A 14,721-nucleotide genomic window follows, 5' to 3' on the forward strand; every position below is an offset into this window, starting at 1 on the left:
TCAGGCCAGTTCGACGTCGATGATCCGGTGGACGGAGAGGACCCGCTCCGTCTCGCGCTCCGGGTCGAAGACGCGCACGCGGCCGGCGGAGATGGACACCGGCCGAAGCTCCTCGACGCTCGAGTTGCCGAGCGCGTCGACAATGTTCAAGCGTACCGCCCGCTTGAGCCGGATGGCCTTCTGGAGGGTCTCGATGCCCATCGCCGGCGCCGCCTCGTCTCCGTTGGGACCCACCGGGGACTGGGTCCGCAGGACGGCCAGCTGCGCCTCGATGGCCTCGTGATCCGGCACGTCCGGCCGGGGCGCCGGGGTGGGCAGCGTGCTCTCCCCGGTGCGCCGGCGCAGCCGCACCACCGGGTCGAGGGCGGCGTCCACGGCGGGCGAGAGGCCCAGCTCCCGCAAGACGTTCGCGACCTCCTGGGGGGAGGCGTTGCTCACCAGCACGGTCGGAGCGATCTGCGTCAGGCCGAGCTGCCGCGCGGCCGGATCGGCGAGGATCCCCGCGAGGGCGGCTTCGTCGTCGCTCGCAATGAAGCTGCCGGCGCGGCCCACCCGGATGCGGCCATGCCTCGCAGCGGTGTCATCGACGAGGTACGCGAGCGGTTGCGGCACCGGCGTCGACGAGTGCTCGGCCAGGAAGGCGTGGATCGACGCGGCGTCCTCGCCGGCGTCGAGGGCGCGGCGAAGGCTCGAGGCCGAGAAGCGGTAGATCGTCGCGGGGCCGCGCCCCTCGGGGTCGGCCAGGAGCGCAAGGCGCCGCGCCAGGACCGGATCGAGATAGCCGGGGGCCACGCCCGTGAGGTCCGCCTGGAGGAGCACCTTGTCCACCCCGGGCGGCAGGAGCTCGGCAAGGCGTGCGCGGGCGGCGTCGAAGTCGTCCCGGAGCACGGCGGCGCCCACCTCGGTGAGCGAGCCGGACCCCATGAAGCCGAGCAGGCCTGCCTCAGCGAGGACCATCTCCAGCAGGCCGCGCAGCCGGCGGCCGAGCCTCGGCTGGAGCCAGTCGATCCGCGTGCGGACGGCCTCGGGACCCACCACGACGCTGCGCCCGTCGGGCCTCGCCGCCTCCTCGGACAGCTGCGCAACGACCTCGAGGATGCGGCGCCGGACGCCCGGCGCGTCGGAGCGCTGGCCCTCGCCCGTCAGCGGCGCGAGCTGGTCGCTGCCCTCCGCGGACATGGCCAGGGACGCCACGCGCGGCGTGTCGAGCCAGACGGTGGCGAGGATGAGCCACTGCTCGGGCCGGGACAGGGCAAGCCACGGCTCGGCGCCCGTGGCGCGCCAGGTCGAAGTGTCGGGGTCGAGGCTCAGGAGGCCCGCCTCTGCGGCGAGCTCGAGAGCGAACACCGTGGGGTCATGGTCGGTGCGCAGGGCCGTGGCGAGGCGACGAACCTCGCGGGTGCCGACACCGCCGGTCCGCAAGGTCTCGATGGGACGCTCGGACGCCTCGACGGCCAGTGCGCTCACTGTCCGCAGGAGATCGCCGATCGCGCCGAGTGCGGCGTTGCGGCGGAGGGCGGGCGGCGTCGTCGTGAGCGTGGCCTGCGGAGGCGCCATCGCGAGGTCCGGCACGATCCGGCCGCCCCGCAGGGCGAGGCCCGCGGGCCGCGCGAGCTCGACGTGCTCGTCGTCGAGGGGCACGAGGATGCCATGCGAGAGCAACCAGTCCACGGGATTGTCCGTGTGCTGCCCGGGCTTGATGCGGGCCACCGCGTGCGGGACCGCGCCGACGGGCCAGTTGGCGAACTTGGCCAGGACCTCGCCCGTGCGCGGCGGCGCGCCCTCGAGCGACTCGGGGAGCGCTACCCAGCGTTCGAGGGCATACGCGGCGGCAATATGGTGCTCCACGGGCTGCTGCAGGACGGCGGGCTGCAGCACGGCGATGGCGTTGACGATCCGCGCCGCCTGCTCGGCGAACACCGGGGACGCCGCGGCGAGGTCCGTGTAGGGCCGCCCGAGGCCGGCCGGGTAGCTTCCGAGGACCTCCCGCAGTCGCGCCACCGGCTGGTAGTAGCGGCGGCGGCTCCCCGAGGCCGAGTGGATGGTGTCCGGCGGATCCGCCCGGTAGACGAGCGCGAGCTGCGAGAGGTTCGCGAGGATCGTCTCGAGCGTGCCCAAGGTCGCGTTGCCCACCGCGTGGCGCAGTTCGACGGCGCTCCCGCTGCGGCCCTCATCCTCGTTGGTGGTCAGGACCAGCGCCTCGAGGACCTGCAACTCCGGCTTGGTGAGGCCCTCGAGGGCCCGCTGCAGGCTCACCCGCGCGCACGCCCGCGCCGCGAGCGCCGCGAAGTCCGGGACGCCCGGCATGATCAGGTCCGGGCGGGATACGAAGAGTCGCCGCAGCGAGTCGTTGCCCCTCGAGGAGAGTTCTTCGGCGAGGGCGCGGATCGAGGACACTACCGGCGCCTCCGATCCACGACGGCGGCGACGAGGGCCACTCCCATGAGGATGAATGCGGCCGGGAGCCCGTAGAGCGCCAGTCCGTCGACCCAGCCGGGGGCCCTGCCGCCGCTCGCCGCGAGGCCGAGCGTCACGCCCCACGCCGCGAGCGAGACCACCGCGAGGGCGACCCCGACGGCCATCACCGCGCGCCGCCAGCCGGGGATGGGGGCGGCCGGCGAGCCGCCGGGCCCGGGCGCACCGCCCGGCGACGGATCGAGTCGGCCCTGATGAGGCAGGGAAGGGACCATGGCTCCAACCTATATCAGCGGCGGTCGTGGGCGCGGGCGCCGGGCCGACTTTGACGGTGCGAGCCAGTAACCTAGATGCAGTACAGCTTCCCCGCCCGGCGTTCCTGCCGAGACATGAGCGGGTTCCAACGAGTCCTCACAGATGGGGGTTGTGGCAGTGCCCACTGGCAAGGTCAAGTTCTTCGACAAGGCGAAGGGCTTCGGGTTCATCGCCGGAGATGACGGGCAGGAGGTCTTCCTGCCGGGCTCCGCCGTGCCCACCGATGCCGAGATCAAGACCGGCACGCGGCTCGAGTACGGCATCGCCGACGGCCGGCGCGGACCCCAGGCCCTGTCCGTGCGCGTCCTCGAGAAGCTGCCGTCCGTGGCCCGCGCCAAGCGGATGCCCGCCCGCGAACTCGCCCCCATCGTCCAGGACCTGGTGAGCGTCCTTGACAACCTCTCCGGCCAGCTGTCCAAGGGCACCTACCCGGACAAGGGCCCACGATCGCCGCCGCGCTCCGCCGCGTGGCAGAGCAGCTCGAAGCATAGCCATGGCCGACGTCCCCGCTCCCCAGACCGCGGCCGCGAAGCCGAAGGCCGGCGTGCCCGTGTGGCGCGTCGGCAAGCCGGACGCGTTCCTGGCCGCCGCCGTGGACACCGCGCGCGCCGCCCTGGTCGACATCGCCCGCCCCCAGGACGTCGGGGACCACCTCGCGGCCAAGAGTGAGGGGGAGCGGGTCGTCACGCACCTGTTCGAGTCGCGTCTGGACGGCTACCGCGGCTGGCAGTGGTTCGTCACCGTGGCCCGAGTGGCCCGCTCCAAGACAGCGACAGTGAGCGAGATCGGCCTGGTCCCCTCCCCCGACGCGGTCCTCGCTCCCGAGTGGGTCCCGTGGTCCGAGCGGGTCCGGCCGGAGGACACCGAGGAAGCCAAGGCCGCCGCGGCGGAGAAGCCCGGCGACGCGGATGCCGCCGCTGAGGCTGCCTCGGCGTCTGAAGATGCTGCTGCGTCTGAGGATGGCACTGCGTCTGAGGCCGCCGCGCACGACGCCGGCCCCGCGCCTTCCGCGGCCAGCTCACCGGGAACGGGGGAGGCGGACGCCGCCCGTGCCGAGGCGCCCGAAGGGGACACTCGGGACTGACCCAAACCAGGTCCTGGCCACGACGCACGGCGGGCCCCCACCGCGAAGGTGGGGGCCCGCCGTCGTGCGTCAGGGCCTCTCAGCCCGCCAGCTGGCCCACAACCCAGTCGATGGACTGGGTGAGCTTCGTGACGTCGTCGGGCTCGATCGCGACGAACGTGGCGATGCGCAGCTGGTTCCGGCCCAGCTTGCGGTACGGCTCGGTGTCCACGATGCCGTTGGCGCGCAGGATCTTGGCGACCTGGGCTGCGTCGACGGAGTCGTCGAAGTCGATCGTGGCGATGACGTTGGAGCGCTCCTCGGGCTTCGCGACGAACGGCGTTGCGAAGGCGGACGCCTCGGCCCACGAGTAGACCCGCCCGGCCGAGTCCGCGGTGCGCGCGGCGGCCCAGTCCAGGCCTCCCTGCGCGTTGAGCCACTCGATTTGGGCGTTCAGGCCCACAAGCGTGGTGAGGCTGGGCGTGTTGTAGGTCTGGTTGAGCTTCGAGTTGTCGATGGCCGTCTTGAGGTCCAGGAAGTCCGGGATCCACCGGCCCGAGGCCTTGATCTCCTCGGCGCGCTCGAGCGCGGCGGGGGAGAACAGCGCGAGCCACAGGCCGCCGTCGGACGCGAAGTTCTTCTGCGGCGCGAAGTAGTACACGTCGCTCTGGGCCACGTCCACCGCGAGCCCGCCCGCTGCGCTGGTTGCGTCTACGAGCACGAGCGAGCCCTCATCGGCGCCCCCGACGCGCTCGACGGGGGCGGCGACTCCGGTCGACGTCTCGTTCTGGGGCCAGGCGTAGACGTCGACGCCGGCCTCGGCCTTCGGCGTGGGACGCGTGCCCGGGTCCGAGGTGATGATCGAGGAAGCCTCGAGGAACGGTGCCTTGTCCGTGGCCTTGGCGAACTTCGAGCCGAACTCGCCGAAGGAGAGGTGCTGGGCCTTGGAGCGGACGAGCCCGAACGATGCGACGTCCCAGAACGCCGTCGATCCGCCGACGCCGAGGATGACTTCGTAGCCCTCAGGGGCCTTGAAGAAGGACTTGAGTCCCTCGCGGACGCTGCCCACGAGATTCTTCACGGGAGCCTGACGGTGGGACGTGCCCAGCAGCTTCTCGCCCGCGGCCGCGATCGCCTCGACCTGCTCCTTGCGGACCTTCGATGGTCCCGCTCCGAAGCGGCCGTCCGCCGGAAGAAACTCGGCGGGGATCTGAAGCTGGCTGGTTTCGGTCACGGGGGCGCCTCCTACGGGATCCAGGTTGGGGGCGGAGGTGGTACTCTCCCGCCCCGCGTCCCAGTGTGCCGCACGGGAACGTGGGCAGGCGAATCCGTGTCTTCGCCGTCGAAGTCGGCTAATCTGAGCAGATCAAAATAAGCTAGACTCAGTGATCGGGTGGTGAACCGCACCGCCCGTCCCGCTGCCAGGAGCTCGCGCCACGCATGTCCGACCTCATCGATACCACCGAGATGTACCTGCGAACCATCCTCGAGCTCGAGGAGGAGGGCATTACTCCGCTGCGTGCCCGCATCGCCGAGCGGCTGCGCCACTCCGGGCCCACCGTGTCCCAGACGGTGGCGCGCATGGAGCGCGACGGACTCGTGGTCGTCTCGGGCGACCGCCATCTGGAGCTCACCCTCTTCGGCCGCAAGCGGGCGGTGGAGGTCATGCGGAAGCACCGCCTCGCCGAGCGGCTCCTCTCCGACGTCATCGGGCTCGACTGGCCATACGTCCACGACGAGGCGTGCCGGTGGGAACACGTCATGAGCGAGCGGGTGGAGCGTCGGCTGTACGAGCTGCTCGGGCGGCCGAGCGAGTCGCCGTACGGCAACCCGATCCCCGGCCTCGAGGAGCTCGGCGGGGAGGCGGCCGAGGACTTCGGCGACGGCGTGGTGACCCTCGTCGAGGCCATGGGGGACTACGCCCCCGGCTCGCGGGTCGTGGTCTGCCGCCTCGCCGAGCCGATCCAGGTGGACCCGGAACTGCTCACACAGCTCGACGAGGGCGGCATCCGCCCCGGAGCCAAGGTCTCGCTCGAGCGGGTGGGCGACTACATCTCCGTGCGCGTGCCGAGCGTGGACGGCGCCCTCGAGCTGCCCGCCGAGGTCGCCGCGCACGTCTTCGTCTCCGTCGGCTGACGTCTCGCCCGACGGGCTGCCGTCGTGATCTCGGCCTCGGGCGGACCCGATCACGGCGGGGGAGTGACGCAGATCTCACACCTAGTCACACAAAGCGACAAAACCTCTACTCGATGGAGTAATCGTTACCGCGCGGTATTCTGTGAGCTAGGTCTCATAAAAGATCACGGAATTGTTACAGTGGGTTGCTTCTGCCTAAGCTGGACGCACGGCGGCGAGGTACTCGACGCCATCTCAGCCCGCGCGCCGAGCTCTGCCAGCGGGATGTGATCGCACCCTTGAAGGCAGAGGCGGGGGAACCACCGACGGCGGTCATGGCCGCCTTGGGGTGAAGCCGCAGCTCGTTTGGAATGCAGTCGACCGTGGGTCGGCGCGCTGGACGGCTGGGCCGAGTCCGTGACTCTCTGACTCGAACCCGACAGCTAACTTCGCAGGCGATGACAGAGAGGAAATCGCTTGACGCAGTCTGCCGTCCACGGGCGGCGGCGTGCCGCCGTGCCGCCGTCCGCCATATCAGCCACGACACGTCCTGGACCCGGATCGCGGCCGTCTGCCCAGCGCGGCCGTCGCGCCGCGACGAAGCCGGGAGCGATGCGCCAGCTGGCCGAGATCGCCGCCGTTGCGGGCGCTGGCCAGAAGGCCGGTGTCGTGCTCGCCGCCACAGGCCTCGTGCTCACCGTCACGGTTCCGGCCGCCACGGCCGATCGCGCGCCAGAGGCCGCTCCCGTGGCGGACACCGCGCTGCATCCGGCCGTGACGGCCTCGAGCGACGCGGTGGTGGACTTCTCGCGCGCCGCGGTGGGCAGCGCGGCCGACCCCGACGGCCAGCTGAAGCAGATGCTCAGCACCGAATCGGCCGGCGGGATCACGCCGGCGCAGGCGCACCACTCGCTCGGCGCGGCGCTGGACTCCATGGTCCCGTCCTCGCCCTACGGCTACCGTGTCAGCCCCATCACGGGCCAGATCGGCGAATTCCACCGCGGGCAGGACTTCGCGGCACAGTGCGGGACCGCGGTCAAGGCGGCCGCCGGTGGAACCGTGACCTTCGCCGGCTGGCATCCTTACGGGGGCGGGAACCGTGTGGTGATCGACCACGGGAACGGCCTGGAGACCACGTACAACCACCTCGCGTCGTTCTCCGTCTCGGTGGGCCAGAGGGTCGACCGAGGAGCTCTCATCGCCCTCAGTGGCACCAGCGGCGCTTCCACCGGCTGCCATCTCCACTTCGAGGTCATGGTCAACGGCGACGTTGTGGACCCCAACGGCTGGCTCTGAAACCTCCGTGTCCGATTCGTGACGCGTGAAAACGTCCCGTGATCCGAATGTGACTTTTGGTCCGGTGTCGGGTAGGGTCGTTCCTGTTCCAGCTCCTACCAAGTTGGAACATCCGGGAAGAACGCCTAGCTCTGCCACTTCCCGGAGCCGTTCGCACAAACCGTCTGGCAGAGGCGGGGGAACCACTTTTGGTCCTCTTCGGAGGGCCTTGGGGTTAAGCAGCCTGGCCCGCCAGGCGGCCGGATACTTTCCATCCGAACCCGACAGCTCACCTCGTAGGCATTGGGAGAGGCTATTTCTGTGTCGACTCGTACGTTGACGGCGCGCCACCGCGCCCTTCCGGTCCGCACCAGTCCCCTTGGGGCCGTGGCGCAGGCCGTCTCCGGCAATGCAGGCACCATCGGCCGCCAGGCGGCCGTGATCGCCGCAGCGTCCGGTCTGATCATCAGCGCCGGGCTCCCCGCCCAGGCTGCGGAGACCCACCGTGAGGCCTCCGCCCTCTCCGACGTGGCCAGCGCCTCTGCGCCGAGCGTCGTCGCGTCCAACGAAGCCCAGGTCTCCTTCGAGCGCCCGGTCGTCGAGTCCGTGGCAGCCCCGGTCGTCGAGAAGGTCGTCCAGCAGACGACCTCCACTGCGGCCCAGACCGCCCGGTCCACGGTTCAGGCAGCTTCCACCCCGGCCCCCGCGCCGGCTGCCGCCGCGCCGACCGCCGCCGGCTCGAGCCTCGCGGGGATCGCCTACACCGGCATCGGCCACCCCTACGTCTGGGGCGGCAACACCCCCGCCGGTTGGGACTGCTCGGGCTTCACCCAGTGGGTCTACGCTCAGGCTGGAATCAGCATCCCCCGCGTGCAGGCCTGGTCCATCATGAAGCCGACCTCCACGCCCGTCCCGGGTGATCTGGTGGTCCAGAACGGCGGTGCCCACGTCGGCATCTACGTTGGCAACGGCATGATGATCAGCGCGCTGAACCCCTCGCAGGGCACCCTGCTCCACGCCGTGAACGCCACGGGCACCTCTGCCTTCTACACTCTCACCCACTGAGGCCCATCACACATTCCCGGCGATGCGGCACTCTCGTGACCGGGTCGCCATACTTCAGCGCCGACCGACCCCCTGCGGCCTGAAGGACACGAAAGAGAGAACCCCTCAATGACCACTCGTGCAGGCATTGCCCGCCACCGCGCGGACAACACCTCCTCGCTGGCCGTCATCGCGAAGGCCGTCACCGTGAACGCTGGCGGCGTTGGCCGCCAGGCTGCCGTCATCGCCGCCGCCGGCGGACTCGTGCTCACGGGCAGCGTCGCCGCCAACGCGGCCGACGTCTCGACCCAGCGCGAGGCCTCAGCCCCGATCTCGCTCGACGTCGAGAGCGCTGTGCAGGCGCCGATCTCGGCCGAGGCCAACGCCACCGTAAGCTTCGAGCGCCCCGCCGTCGAGTCGGTCGCCGCGCCGGTTGTCGAGGCCCCGGCCCCCGCTCCGGCCGCGACCCAGACGCAGGCCGCCGCCCCGGCCCCCAAGGTCCAGGTCGCCGCCGCGACGCCCGCCCCGGCCGCCGCACCGAAGCCGGCTGCCGCGTCCGGCATGGGCGCTGCGATCGCCGCCGCCGCGTACGCCCAGCTCGGCGTCGCCCAGGACTGCACGATGCTCGTGACCAACTCGCTGGCCGCCGTCGGCATCCACTACCACGGCTGGCCGGCTGGCTACCTCTCCCTCGGCCGCACGGTGAGCGCCGCGGAGGCTCAGCCGGGCGATCTCGCCTACTACGCCAACGGCGGCATGGGCATGGCCCACATCGCCGTCTACGTGGGCAACGGCATGGCCGTTCACGGCGGCTGGAACGGCAACACCACCGCGCTGTTCAGCGTCAACGTCGGCTCCGGGCCGGTCTTCATCCGCGTCGGCGGCTGATCACAGGTCAGGCCTACCGGGCAGCGAACGGCTCGGGAATCCACAAGGACGCCCCCTCCCACGTGGGAGGGGGCGTCCTTGTGCGTTTGGAACCCCTTGGAGCGTGTCCGGGCGGTGAACGTTGGGGGACGGCTCGGTGAGGCGAAACCCGGTGTTCGGTTAATCACAGGACTGTTCAGTACTCTATGAGAGTCGATCAGCCCGGCTACGCACAGGGCAGCCGGCCCTGTGCCCCTGACCGGGTGCGGCCGTGAGGAACGCGCATGCGCACACTCGTTCTCAATGCTGGATATGAACCGCTCGCGGTGGTCACCTTCCGCCGAGCGCTCGTGCTCGTGCTCGCCGGCAAGGCGAGCGTCGTGCTGGAAGACGGCGAACCGGTCGTCGGGCCACGCGATGTGCTCGGGCGCCCATCGGTGATCCTGCTCCATCGGTACATCAGACCCCGGCGCACCCATGCCACTGCTGTCAGCAGACGCGGCGTGCTGCGTCGGGATGCGCACGCGTGCGCGTACTGCGGCAAGGCCGCCCACACGGTGGACCACGTTCTGCCGCGCTCGCGGGGCGGGGCGGACTCGTGGGAGAACCTCGTGGCGTGCTGCCTGCGGTGCAATAACGTCAAGGGCGACCACACGCCGGGCGAGATGGGCTGGAAGCTCCGCTTCTCACCCGCGGCGCCGGTTGGAGTGGTCTGGCAGATCAAGGAACTGGAGAAGCCCGCCGCACAGTGGAGCCCGTTCCTCGCCCCGGAGTCCGCGGCCTGACGCACCACGACGCCTCCTCGCTTTCCGCTGCCGCCGCGCCGGACGCCGCGGCTGCCTCAGGCGCAGCCGCTTCCGCTGTGGCGCCCGGGTTTGACGCCGTCGTGCTCGCGGGCGGCCGGGCGTCCAGGCTCGGAGGGTACCCGAAGCCGCTCCTGTCCTACCGTGGCGTGACGCTGCTGGACCGTGCGCTGGCGGCGGTGGCTGAGGCGCGGGCCACCGCCGTCGTGGGTCCCGGCCCGGGCGAGCCCGGCGGCCCAGCGCTGCACTGCGGCCCTGCCTCCGGCCCCGGTGGTGGCCTGGGGCCGCCCCGTCGCTCGCGGCTGCTGGTCTACACCCGCGAGGAGCCGCGTTTCGCCGGGCCGCTCGCGGCGCTCGGCGCGGGCCTTGCCTCCCTGCGGTCTGCGCCAGGGCGGCTGCCCGTATGGGTGGCGGTGCTCGCCGCGGACCTGCCACTCGCCGTGGATGCGGTGGCGCCGCTTCTCGCCTCCGCCGTCGGGGACCCGGCCGGGGATGGGCTCCTCGGCGTCGACCAGAGCGGCCGCATCCAGCCGCTCCTGGCCGTGTACCGTCGGGATCCGCTCGAGGCGGCCGTGGCGGCGCTCGCGGGGCAGGGGGGACTCGCGGACCGGCCGATGAAGCACCTCATTGCTAGGCTGGACCTGCTGCCCCTGGCGCTGCCCCCGCGTGCCTCCGACGACGTCGACACGTGGGACGCGGCGCGCTCATGGGGCATCGAACGCCCCGAGCCCACTGAGGCGCGGGACGCCACGCCACGGCAGGAGGAAGGCCATGACTGAGACGCCGGCAGGCGGGTCCAGCGCGTCCAACAGTCCCAGCGACGCGAAGGACGCCGTGCTGCGCGCGTGGTGCGCGGAGCTCACCGAGGTCCTCGGGCTCGGGGAGACCGAGGTCGACATCGACGCGGTCCTCGGCCTCGCAGGGGTCGCGGCCCATTCGATCGTCCGTCCGGCCGCGCCGCTGACCACGTTCATCGCCGCCTACGCCGCGGGCCTTGCGGCCGGAAGCGGCCGCGCCGAGCCAGACGCCGCGATGCGGCTCTCGATCGCCGCGGCGCTCCAGGCCGCGAAGGCCCGCGGGACGGCCGGGTCCGAGGGATGACCTCCGGCCCCGAGGCGGCCGGACCCCAGCACGCACTGCACCTCACGTGGGCCGAGGCGCGCGAGGCCGCGGCGGCCGCAGCCCGCCCGCTGCCCCCTGCCGACGTCCCGTTGGCGCGCGCCGATGGCCGCACCCTCGCTGAACCGCTCGCCGCGCTTCGGGCCATGCCCCACTACACTTCCTCCGCGATGGACGGCTGGGCGGTCTGCGGCACGGGCCCCTGGATCCTCGCAGAGCCCGGGGAGCCGCTGAGCGCGCATCAGGCCGTGCCGATCGTCACCGGCGGCGTCCTCCCGCCGGGCGCCCGGTCGGTGCTCCGGCGCGAGCACGGCGAGGTGGTCCCGGACGACGACGGGCTCCCGCACCTCCGCGTCGCGCCCTCGGCCCCGCCGGGCTCACCCGGCGGAGGCGCCGACCTGCGGCCCGCAGGGGAAGAGGCCGCCGAGGGCGAGGTCCTGCTCCCGTCCGGCACAACACTGGGCCCGGCGCAGCTCGCCCTCGCGGCGCTCGCCGGCTACGACGGGCTCCGAGTCACGGGCCGCCCGCTCGTCAGGCTCGTCCGCACCGGCGGCGAGGTGGTCGAGAGCGGGCTCCCGGGCCCCGGCCTCGTCCGCGATGTGTTCAGCTACCTCGTCCCGCCACTCATCGAGGCCTACGGCGGGATCCTGGCCGGCCACGAGAAGATCGGCGACGCCGCGTCCGAGTGGGAGGCCGCACTCGCGGACGGCGCGGCGGACGTCGTGGTCACCACCGGAGGGACGGGCAAGGGCGGGTCGGACCACTTCAGGGACGTCGTGGCGAAGATGGGCGGCCGGCTCATCGTGGACGGCGTCGCGATGCGCCCCGGCCATCCCACGGTCCTGGCCGAGCTTCCGGACGGCCGCTTCTTCCTCGGCCTGCCGGGGAACCCGCTGGCCGCCGTCGTCGGGCTCGTCACGGTCGGCGAGCCCCTGCTCGCGGCGCTGTGCGGGCGTGAGTCGCTCGCCGCCGTCGAGCTTCCCTCCGGCGAGGTGTTCGAGCCCGAGCTCAAGCGCACCCGGATCGTGCCATTCCGGCGCATGTACGGGATGGCGTCCCCGGCCGCCGGCATCGGCTCCGGCATGCTGCGGGGGCTCGCCCGCGCGGACGGGTTCATGGTGGTGCCCCCACACGGCCTCGAGCTCGGCGCCCCGGTGGCGTGCCTGCCGCTGCCGTGGGGACGGCCGCTCGGCGGGCAGGCGCCGTCGTCCGCCTCGGGGGGCGAGGCCGACGCGAAGGCGAGGCCGAGGCGGCGCTCCGTCGCGTCCAAGGGGCCGGTCGACTGGAGCGCGCTGGAAGGCTGATGCGCCCGCATGATGGGCCGTGGTCGAAAAGTGTCCGCGGGTGTGGGCAGTATGGTCCCATGAGCAACGAGCGCATTGTGGACATCAACGAGGATTCCCTGCACGTCGGCCACCCCGAGACGTCCGCCGCAGGCCTGACCGCTGTCGCCGTGGCCCTCCAGCGGACCATCGGGGAGGGCGGCCCGGTGCGCACGGCCCGCTCCCTCGCCCGGATCAACCAGCGCGGCGGCTTCGACTGCCCGGGATGCGCGTGGCCCGAGCCGAACGGCCACCGCAAGGCGGCCGAGTTCTGCGAGAACGGCGCCAAGGCCGTCGCCGAGGAGATCACCGTCTCCGCCGTTACCCCCGAGTGGTGGGCCGAGCACCCCGTCGGCACCTTGCGGGACAAGACCGACTACTGGCTTTCCAAGCAGGGCCGCATCACCGAGCCCGTGGTGCTGCGGCCGGGGGACGACCGCTACCGCCGCATCTCGTGGGCCGATGCGTTCGACCTCGTGGCCGAGCACATCAACGCCACCACCCCGGACCGCTGCGTGTTCTACACGTCTGGCCGCACGGCGAACGAGACCGCGTTCATGTACCAGCTGTTCGCGCGCAGCCTCGGGACCAACAACCTGCCGGACTGTTCGAACATGTGCCACGAGTCCTCCGGGTCCGCGCTGAACCCCACCATCGGCATCGGCAAGGGCACCGTCTCCCTCGAGGACATCCACGAGGCCGAGCTCATCATGGTGGTGGGCCAGAACCCGGGCACGAACCATCCGCGCATGCTCTCCGCGCTGAAGGAGTGCCGCGATCGCGGCGGCAAGGTCGTGGCCGTCAATCCGCTGCCCGAGGCCGGGCTCCTCCACTTCAAGGACCCGCAGACCGTCGAGGGGTACGTGGGCGACGGCTCGACGATCTCGGACGAGTTCCTGCAGATCAAGGTCGGCGGCGACCTTGCACTGTTCCAGGCACTGGGCCATCTCCTGCTGGAGGAGGAGCGCCGTGCGCCGGGGACCATCGTGGACCGGGCGTTCGTCGACGCGCGCACCGAGGGCTTCGCGGAGTACGAGGCCGCGCGCGCCGGGATCGACTGGGACGAGACGGAACGCGCCACGGGCCTGTCCCGGCTCGAAATCGCCACGGTCGCGAACTTGCTCGCCAAGTCCAAGGCCACCGTGGTCTGCTGGGCTCTCGGCCTGACCCAGCAGCCCCACTCGGTGGACACGATCCGCGAGATCGTCAACGTCCTGCTGCTCCAGGGAAACTTCGGCAAGCCCGGGGCCGGCGCGTGCCCGGTGCGCGGCCACTCGAACGTCCAGGGCGACCGGACCATGGGCATCTGGGAGAAGCCCAAGGAGTGGCTGCTCGCCGCGCTGGACACGGAGTTCGGCATCAGCAGCCCGCGCGAGCACGGCCACGATTCGACCGAGACCCTGCACGCGTTCGAGAAGGACGAGGTGGACGTGTTCGTGTCCCTCGGCGGCAACTTCGCCCAGGCGAACTCGGACACCGAGGCGCTTGAGGCGGGCATGCAGCGCGCCGGGCTCACCGTGCACATCTCCACCAAGCCCAACCGCTCCCACGTGGTCCACGGCAAGACCTCGCTCATCCTGCCCACGCTGGGCCGGACGGACCGGGACGACAAGCACCCCAAGGGGCGGCAGTTCCTCTCGGTCGAGGATTCGATGTCCATGGTCCATGCGACCCAGGGCCGCCTCGAGCCGATCTCCGAGCACCTTCTGGCCGAGCCCGTGATCGTGGCCCGCATGGCGGCCGCAACGCTGGGGGAGAACCACGCGGTGGACTGGCGCGCGATGGCCGAGGACTACGACGTGATCCGGGACCACATCTCCCGGGTCCTGCCCGGCTTCGAGGACTTCAACCGCCGCGTTCGCGAGAAGAACGGCTTCCAGCTGCCCAACCCGCCGCGTGACTCCCGCACGTTCGCCACCGAGGCCGGCCGAGCCCACTTCACGGTCAGCCCGCTCGAGTACCTCGAGGCGCCCGAGGGCCACCTCATCCTCCAGACGGTGCGCAGCCACGACCAGTACAACACCACGTTCTACGGCCAGGATGACCGGTACCGCGGCATCAAGGACGGCCGCCGGGTCATCCTCGTCCATCCCGAGGATCTTGCCGCTCTGGGCCTCGCGGACCGGGAGCTCGTCGACGTGGTGAGCGTGTTCAACGGCGAGGAGCGCCGAGCGGACCGCTTCCGCCTCGTCTCCTACCCGACGGCGAAGGGCTGCGCGGCCGCCTACTTCCCGGAGGCCAACGCGCTCGTGCACCGAGACAACGTGGCCCGCGAGTCCAACACGCCCGGCTTCAAGGCCATCACGGTGCGGTTCGAGCGGCACACCCCTGCGGGCAGGGCCGCGCACGCGGGAGAATTGAGCTGACGCGCTCGCCAGAGAAC

General features: G+C 71.8%; 13 protein-coding genes, 1 pseudogene and 2 riboswitches. Of the genes and pseudogenes, 11 read left to right on the top strand and 3 right to left on the bottom strand.

The annotated features are described in order from the left end of the window. Both SCMU_RS04295 and SCMU_RS04300 read right to left on the bottom strand, forming a co-directional pair. Positions 1–2,397: a helicase-associated domain-containing protein gene (locus SCMU_RS04295; protein WP_229231794.1), complete on the bottom strand. Its 2,397-nt coding sequence runs from the start codon at positions 2,395–2,397 to the stop codon at positions 1–3. Beyond that, a complete protein-coding gene (locus SCMU_RS04300; protein WP_229231796.1) occupies positions 2,397–2,690 on the bottom strand; it encodes a hypothetical protein in 294 nt (97 codons plus the stop codon). Before SCMU_RS04300 ends, SCMU_RS04295 begins: the two co-directional genes overlap by 1 nt. 157 nt (positions 2,691–2,847) lie before the next feature. On the opposite strand from SCMU_RS04300, the pseudogene SCMU_RS20940 reads away from it, so the two are divergent. Beyond that, a pseudogene (locus SCMU_RS20940) lies at positions 2,848–3,221 on the top strand (cold-shock protein). Between the two features lie 2 nt (positions 3,222–3,223). Continuing rightward, entirely contained in the window at positions 3,224–3,814 is a 591-nt protein-coding gene (locus SCMU_RS04310) for a DUF3027 domain-containing protein (RefSeq protein ID WP_229231798.1), read from the top strand. 79 nt (positions 3,815–3,893) lie between these two features. Here the strand turns inward: SCMU_RS04310 and serC are convergent, their stop codons facing one another. Beyond that, positions 3,894–5,027 (bottom strand): phosphoserine transaminase, encoded by a 1,134-nt coding sequence (serC, locus tag SCMU_RS04315; protein WP_229231800.1) that lies wholly within the window; start codon positions 5,025–5,027, stop codon positions 3,894–3,896. 206 nt (positions 5,028–5,233) lie between these two features. Here serC and SCMU_RS04320 point away from each other — a divergent pair, with 206 nt between their 5' ends. The 9 genes from SCMU_RS04320 (at position 5,234) to SCMU_RS04360 (ending at position 14,704) form a co-directional block, all read left to right on the top strand. Beyond that, on the top strand, positions 5,234–5,929 hold the full coding sequence (locus SCMU_RS04320; RefSeq protein WP_229231801.1) for an iron-dependent transcriptional repressor DtxR: 696 nt from the start codon (positions 5,234–5,236) through the stop codon (positions 5,927–5,929). A 263-nt stretch (positions 5,930–6,192) separates the two neighbouring features. After that, positions 6,193–6,382, top strand: a riboswitch (cyclic di-AMP (ydaO/yuaA leader). 3 nt (positions 6,383–6,385) lie between these two features. Further along, positions 6,386–7,204 carry a M23 family metallopeptidase gene (locus tag SCMU_RS04325; RefSeq protein WP_443020213.1) on the top strand — a complete coding sequence of 273 codons (819 nt, stop codon included), beginning with the start codon at positions 6,386–6,388 and terminating at the stop codon, positions 7,202–7,204. A gap of 135 nt (positions 7,205–7,339) precedes the next feature. Then, a riboswitch (cyclic di-AMP (ydaO/yuaA leader) is annotated at positions 7,340–7,500 on the top strand. 70 nt (positions 7,501–7,570) lie between these two features. Next, positions 7,571–8,248, top strand: a complete 678-nt coding sequence (locus tag SCMU_RS20700) for a C40 family peptidase (RefSeq protein ID WP_274602927.1) — start codon at positions 7,571–7,573, stop codon at positions 8,246–8,248. Between the two features lie 108 nt (positions 8,249–8,356). Next, the gene (locus SCMU_RS04335) at positions 8,357–9,115 is read left to right on the top strand and encodes an NlpC/P60 family protein (protein ID WP_229231803.1); all 759 of its coding nucleotides are present in this window, start codon (positions 8,357–8,359) and stop codon (positions 9,113–9,115) included. A gap of 263 nt (positions 9,116–9,378) precedes the next feature. Next, on the top strand, positions 9,379–9,879 hold the full coding sequence (locus SCMU_RS04340) for an HNH endonuclease (protein WP_229231804.1): 501 nt from the start codon (positions 9,379–9,381) through the stop codon (positions 9,877–9,879). Next, positions 9,843–10,676, top strand: coding sequence for a molybdenum cofactor guanylyltransferase (mobA, locus tag SCMU_RS04345; protein ID WP_229231805.1), 834 nt, complete (start codon positions 9,843–9,845; stop codon positions 10,674–10,676). Before SCMU_RS04340 ends, mobA begins: the two co-directional genes overlap by 37 nt. Continuing rightward, the gene (locus SCMU_RS04350) at positions 10,669–10,998 is read left to right on the top strand and encodes a DUF6457 domain-containing protein (RefSeq protein WP_229231806.1); all 330 of its coding nucleotides are present in this window, start codon (positions 10,669–10,671) and stop codon (positions 10,996–10,998) included. The genes mobA and SCMU_RS04350 overlap by 8 nt, the downstream gene beginning before the upstream one ends. Then, on the top strand, positions 10,995–12,320 hold the full coding sequence (locus tag SCMU_RS04355; RefSeq protein ID WP_229231807.1) for a molybdopterin molybdotransferase MoeA: 1,326 nt from the start codon (positions 10,995–10,997) through the stop codon (positions 12,318–12,320). The genes SCMU_RS04350 and SCMU_RS04355 overlap by 4 nt, the downstream gene beginning before the upstream one ends. 59 nt (positions 12,321–12,379) lie before the next feature. Next, a complete protein-coding gene (locus SCMU_RS04360; RefSeq protein WP_229231809.1) occupies positions 12,380–14,704 on the top strand; it encodes an FdhF/YdeP family oxidoreductase in 2,325 nt (774 codons plus the stop codon). Positions 14,705–14,721: the final 17 nt, after the last annotated feature.

Source organism: Sinomonas cyclohexanicum, assembly GCF_020886775.1.
GTDB lineage: Bacteria > Actinomycetota > Actinomycetes > Actinomycetales > Micrococcaceae > Sinomonas > Sinomonas cyclohexanicum.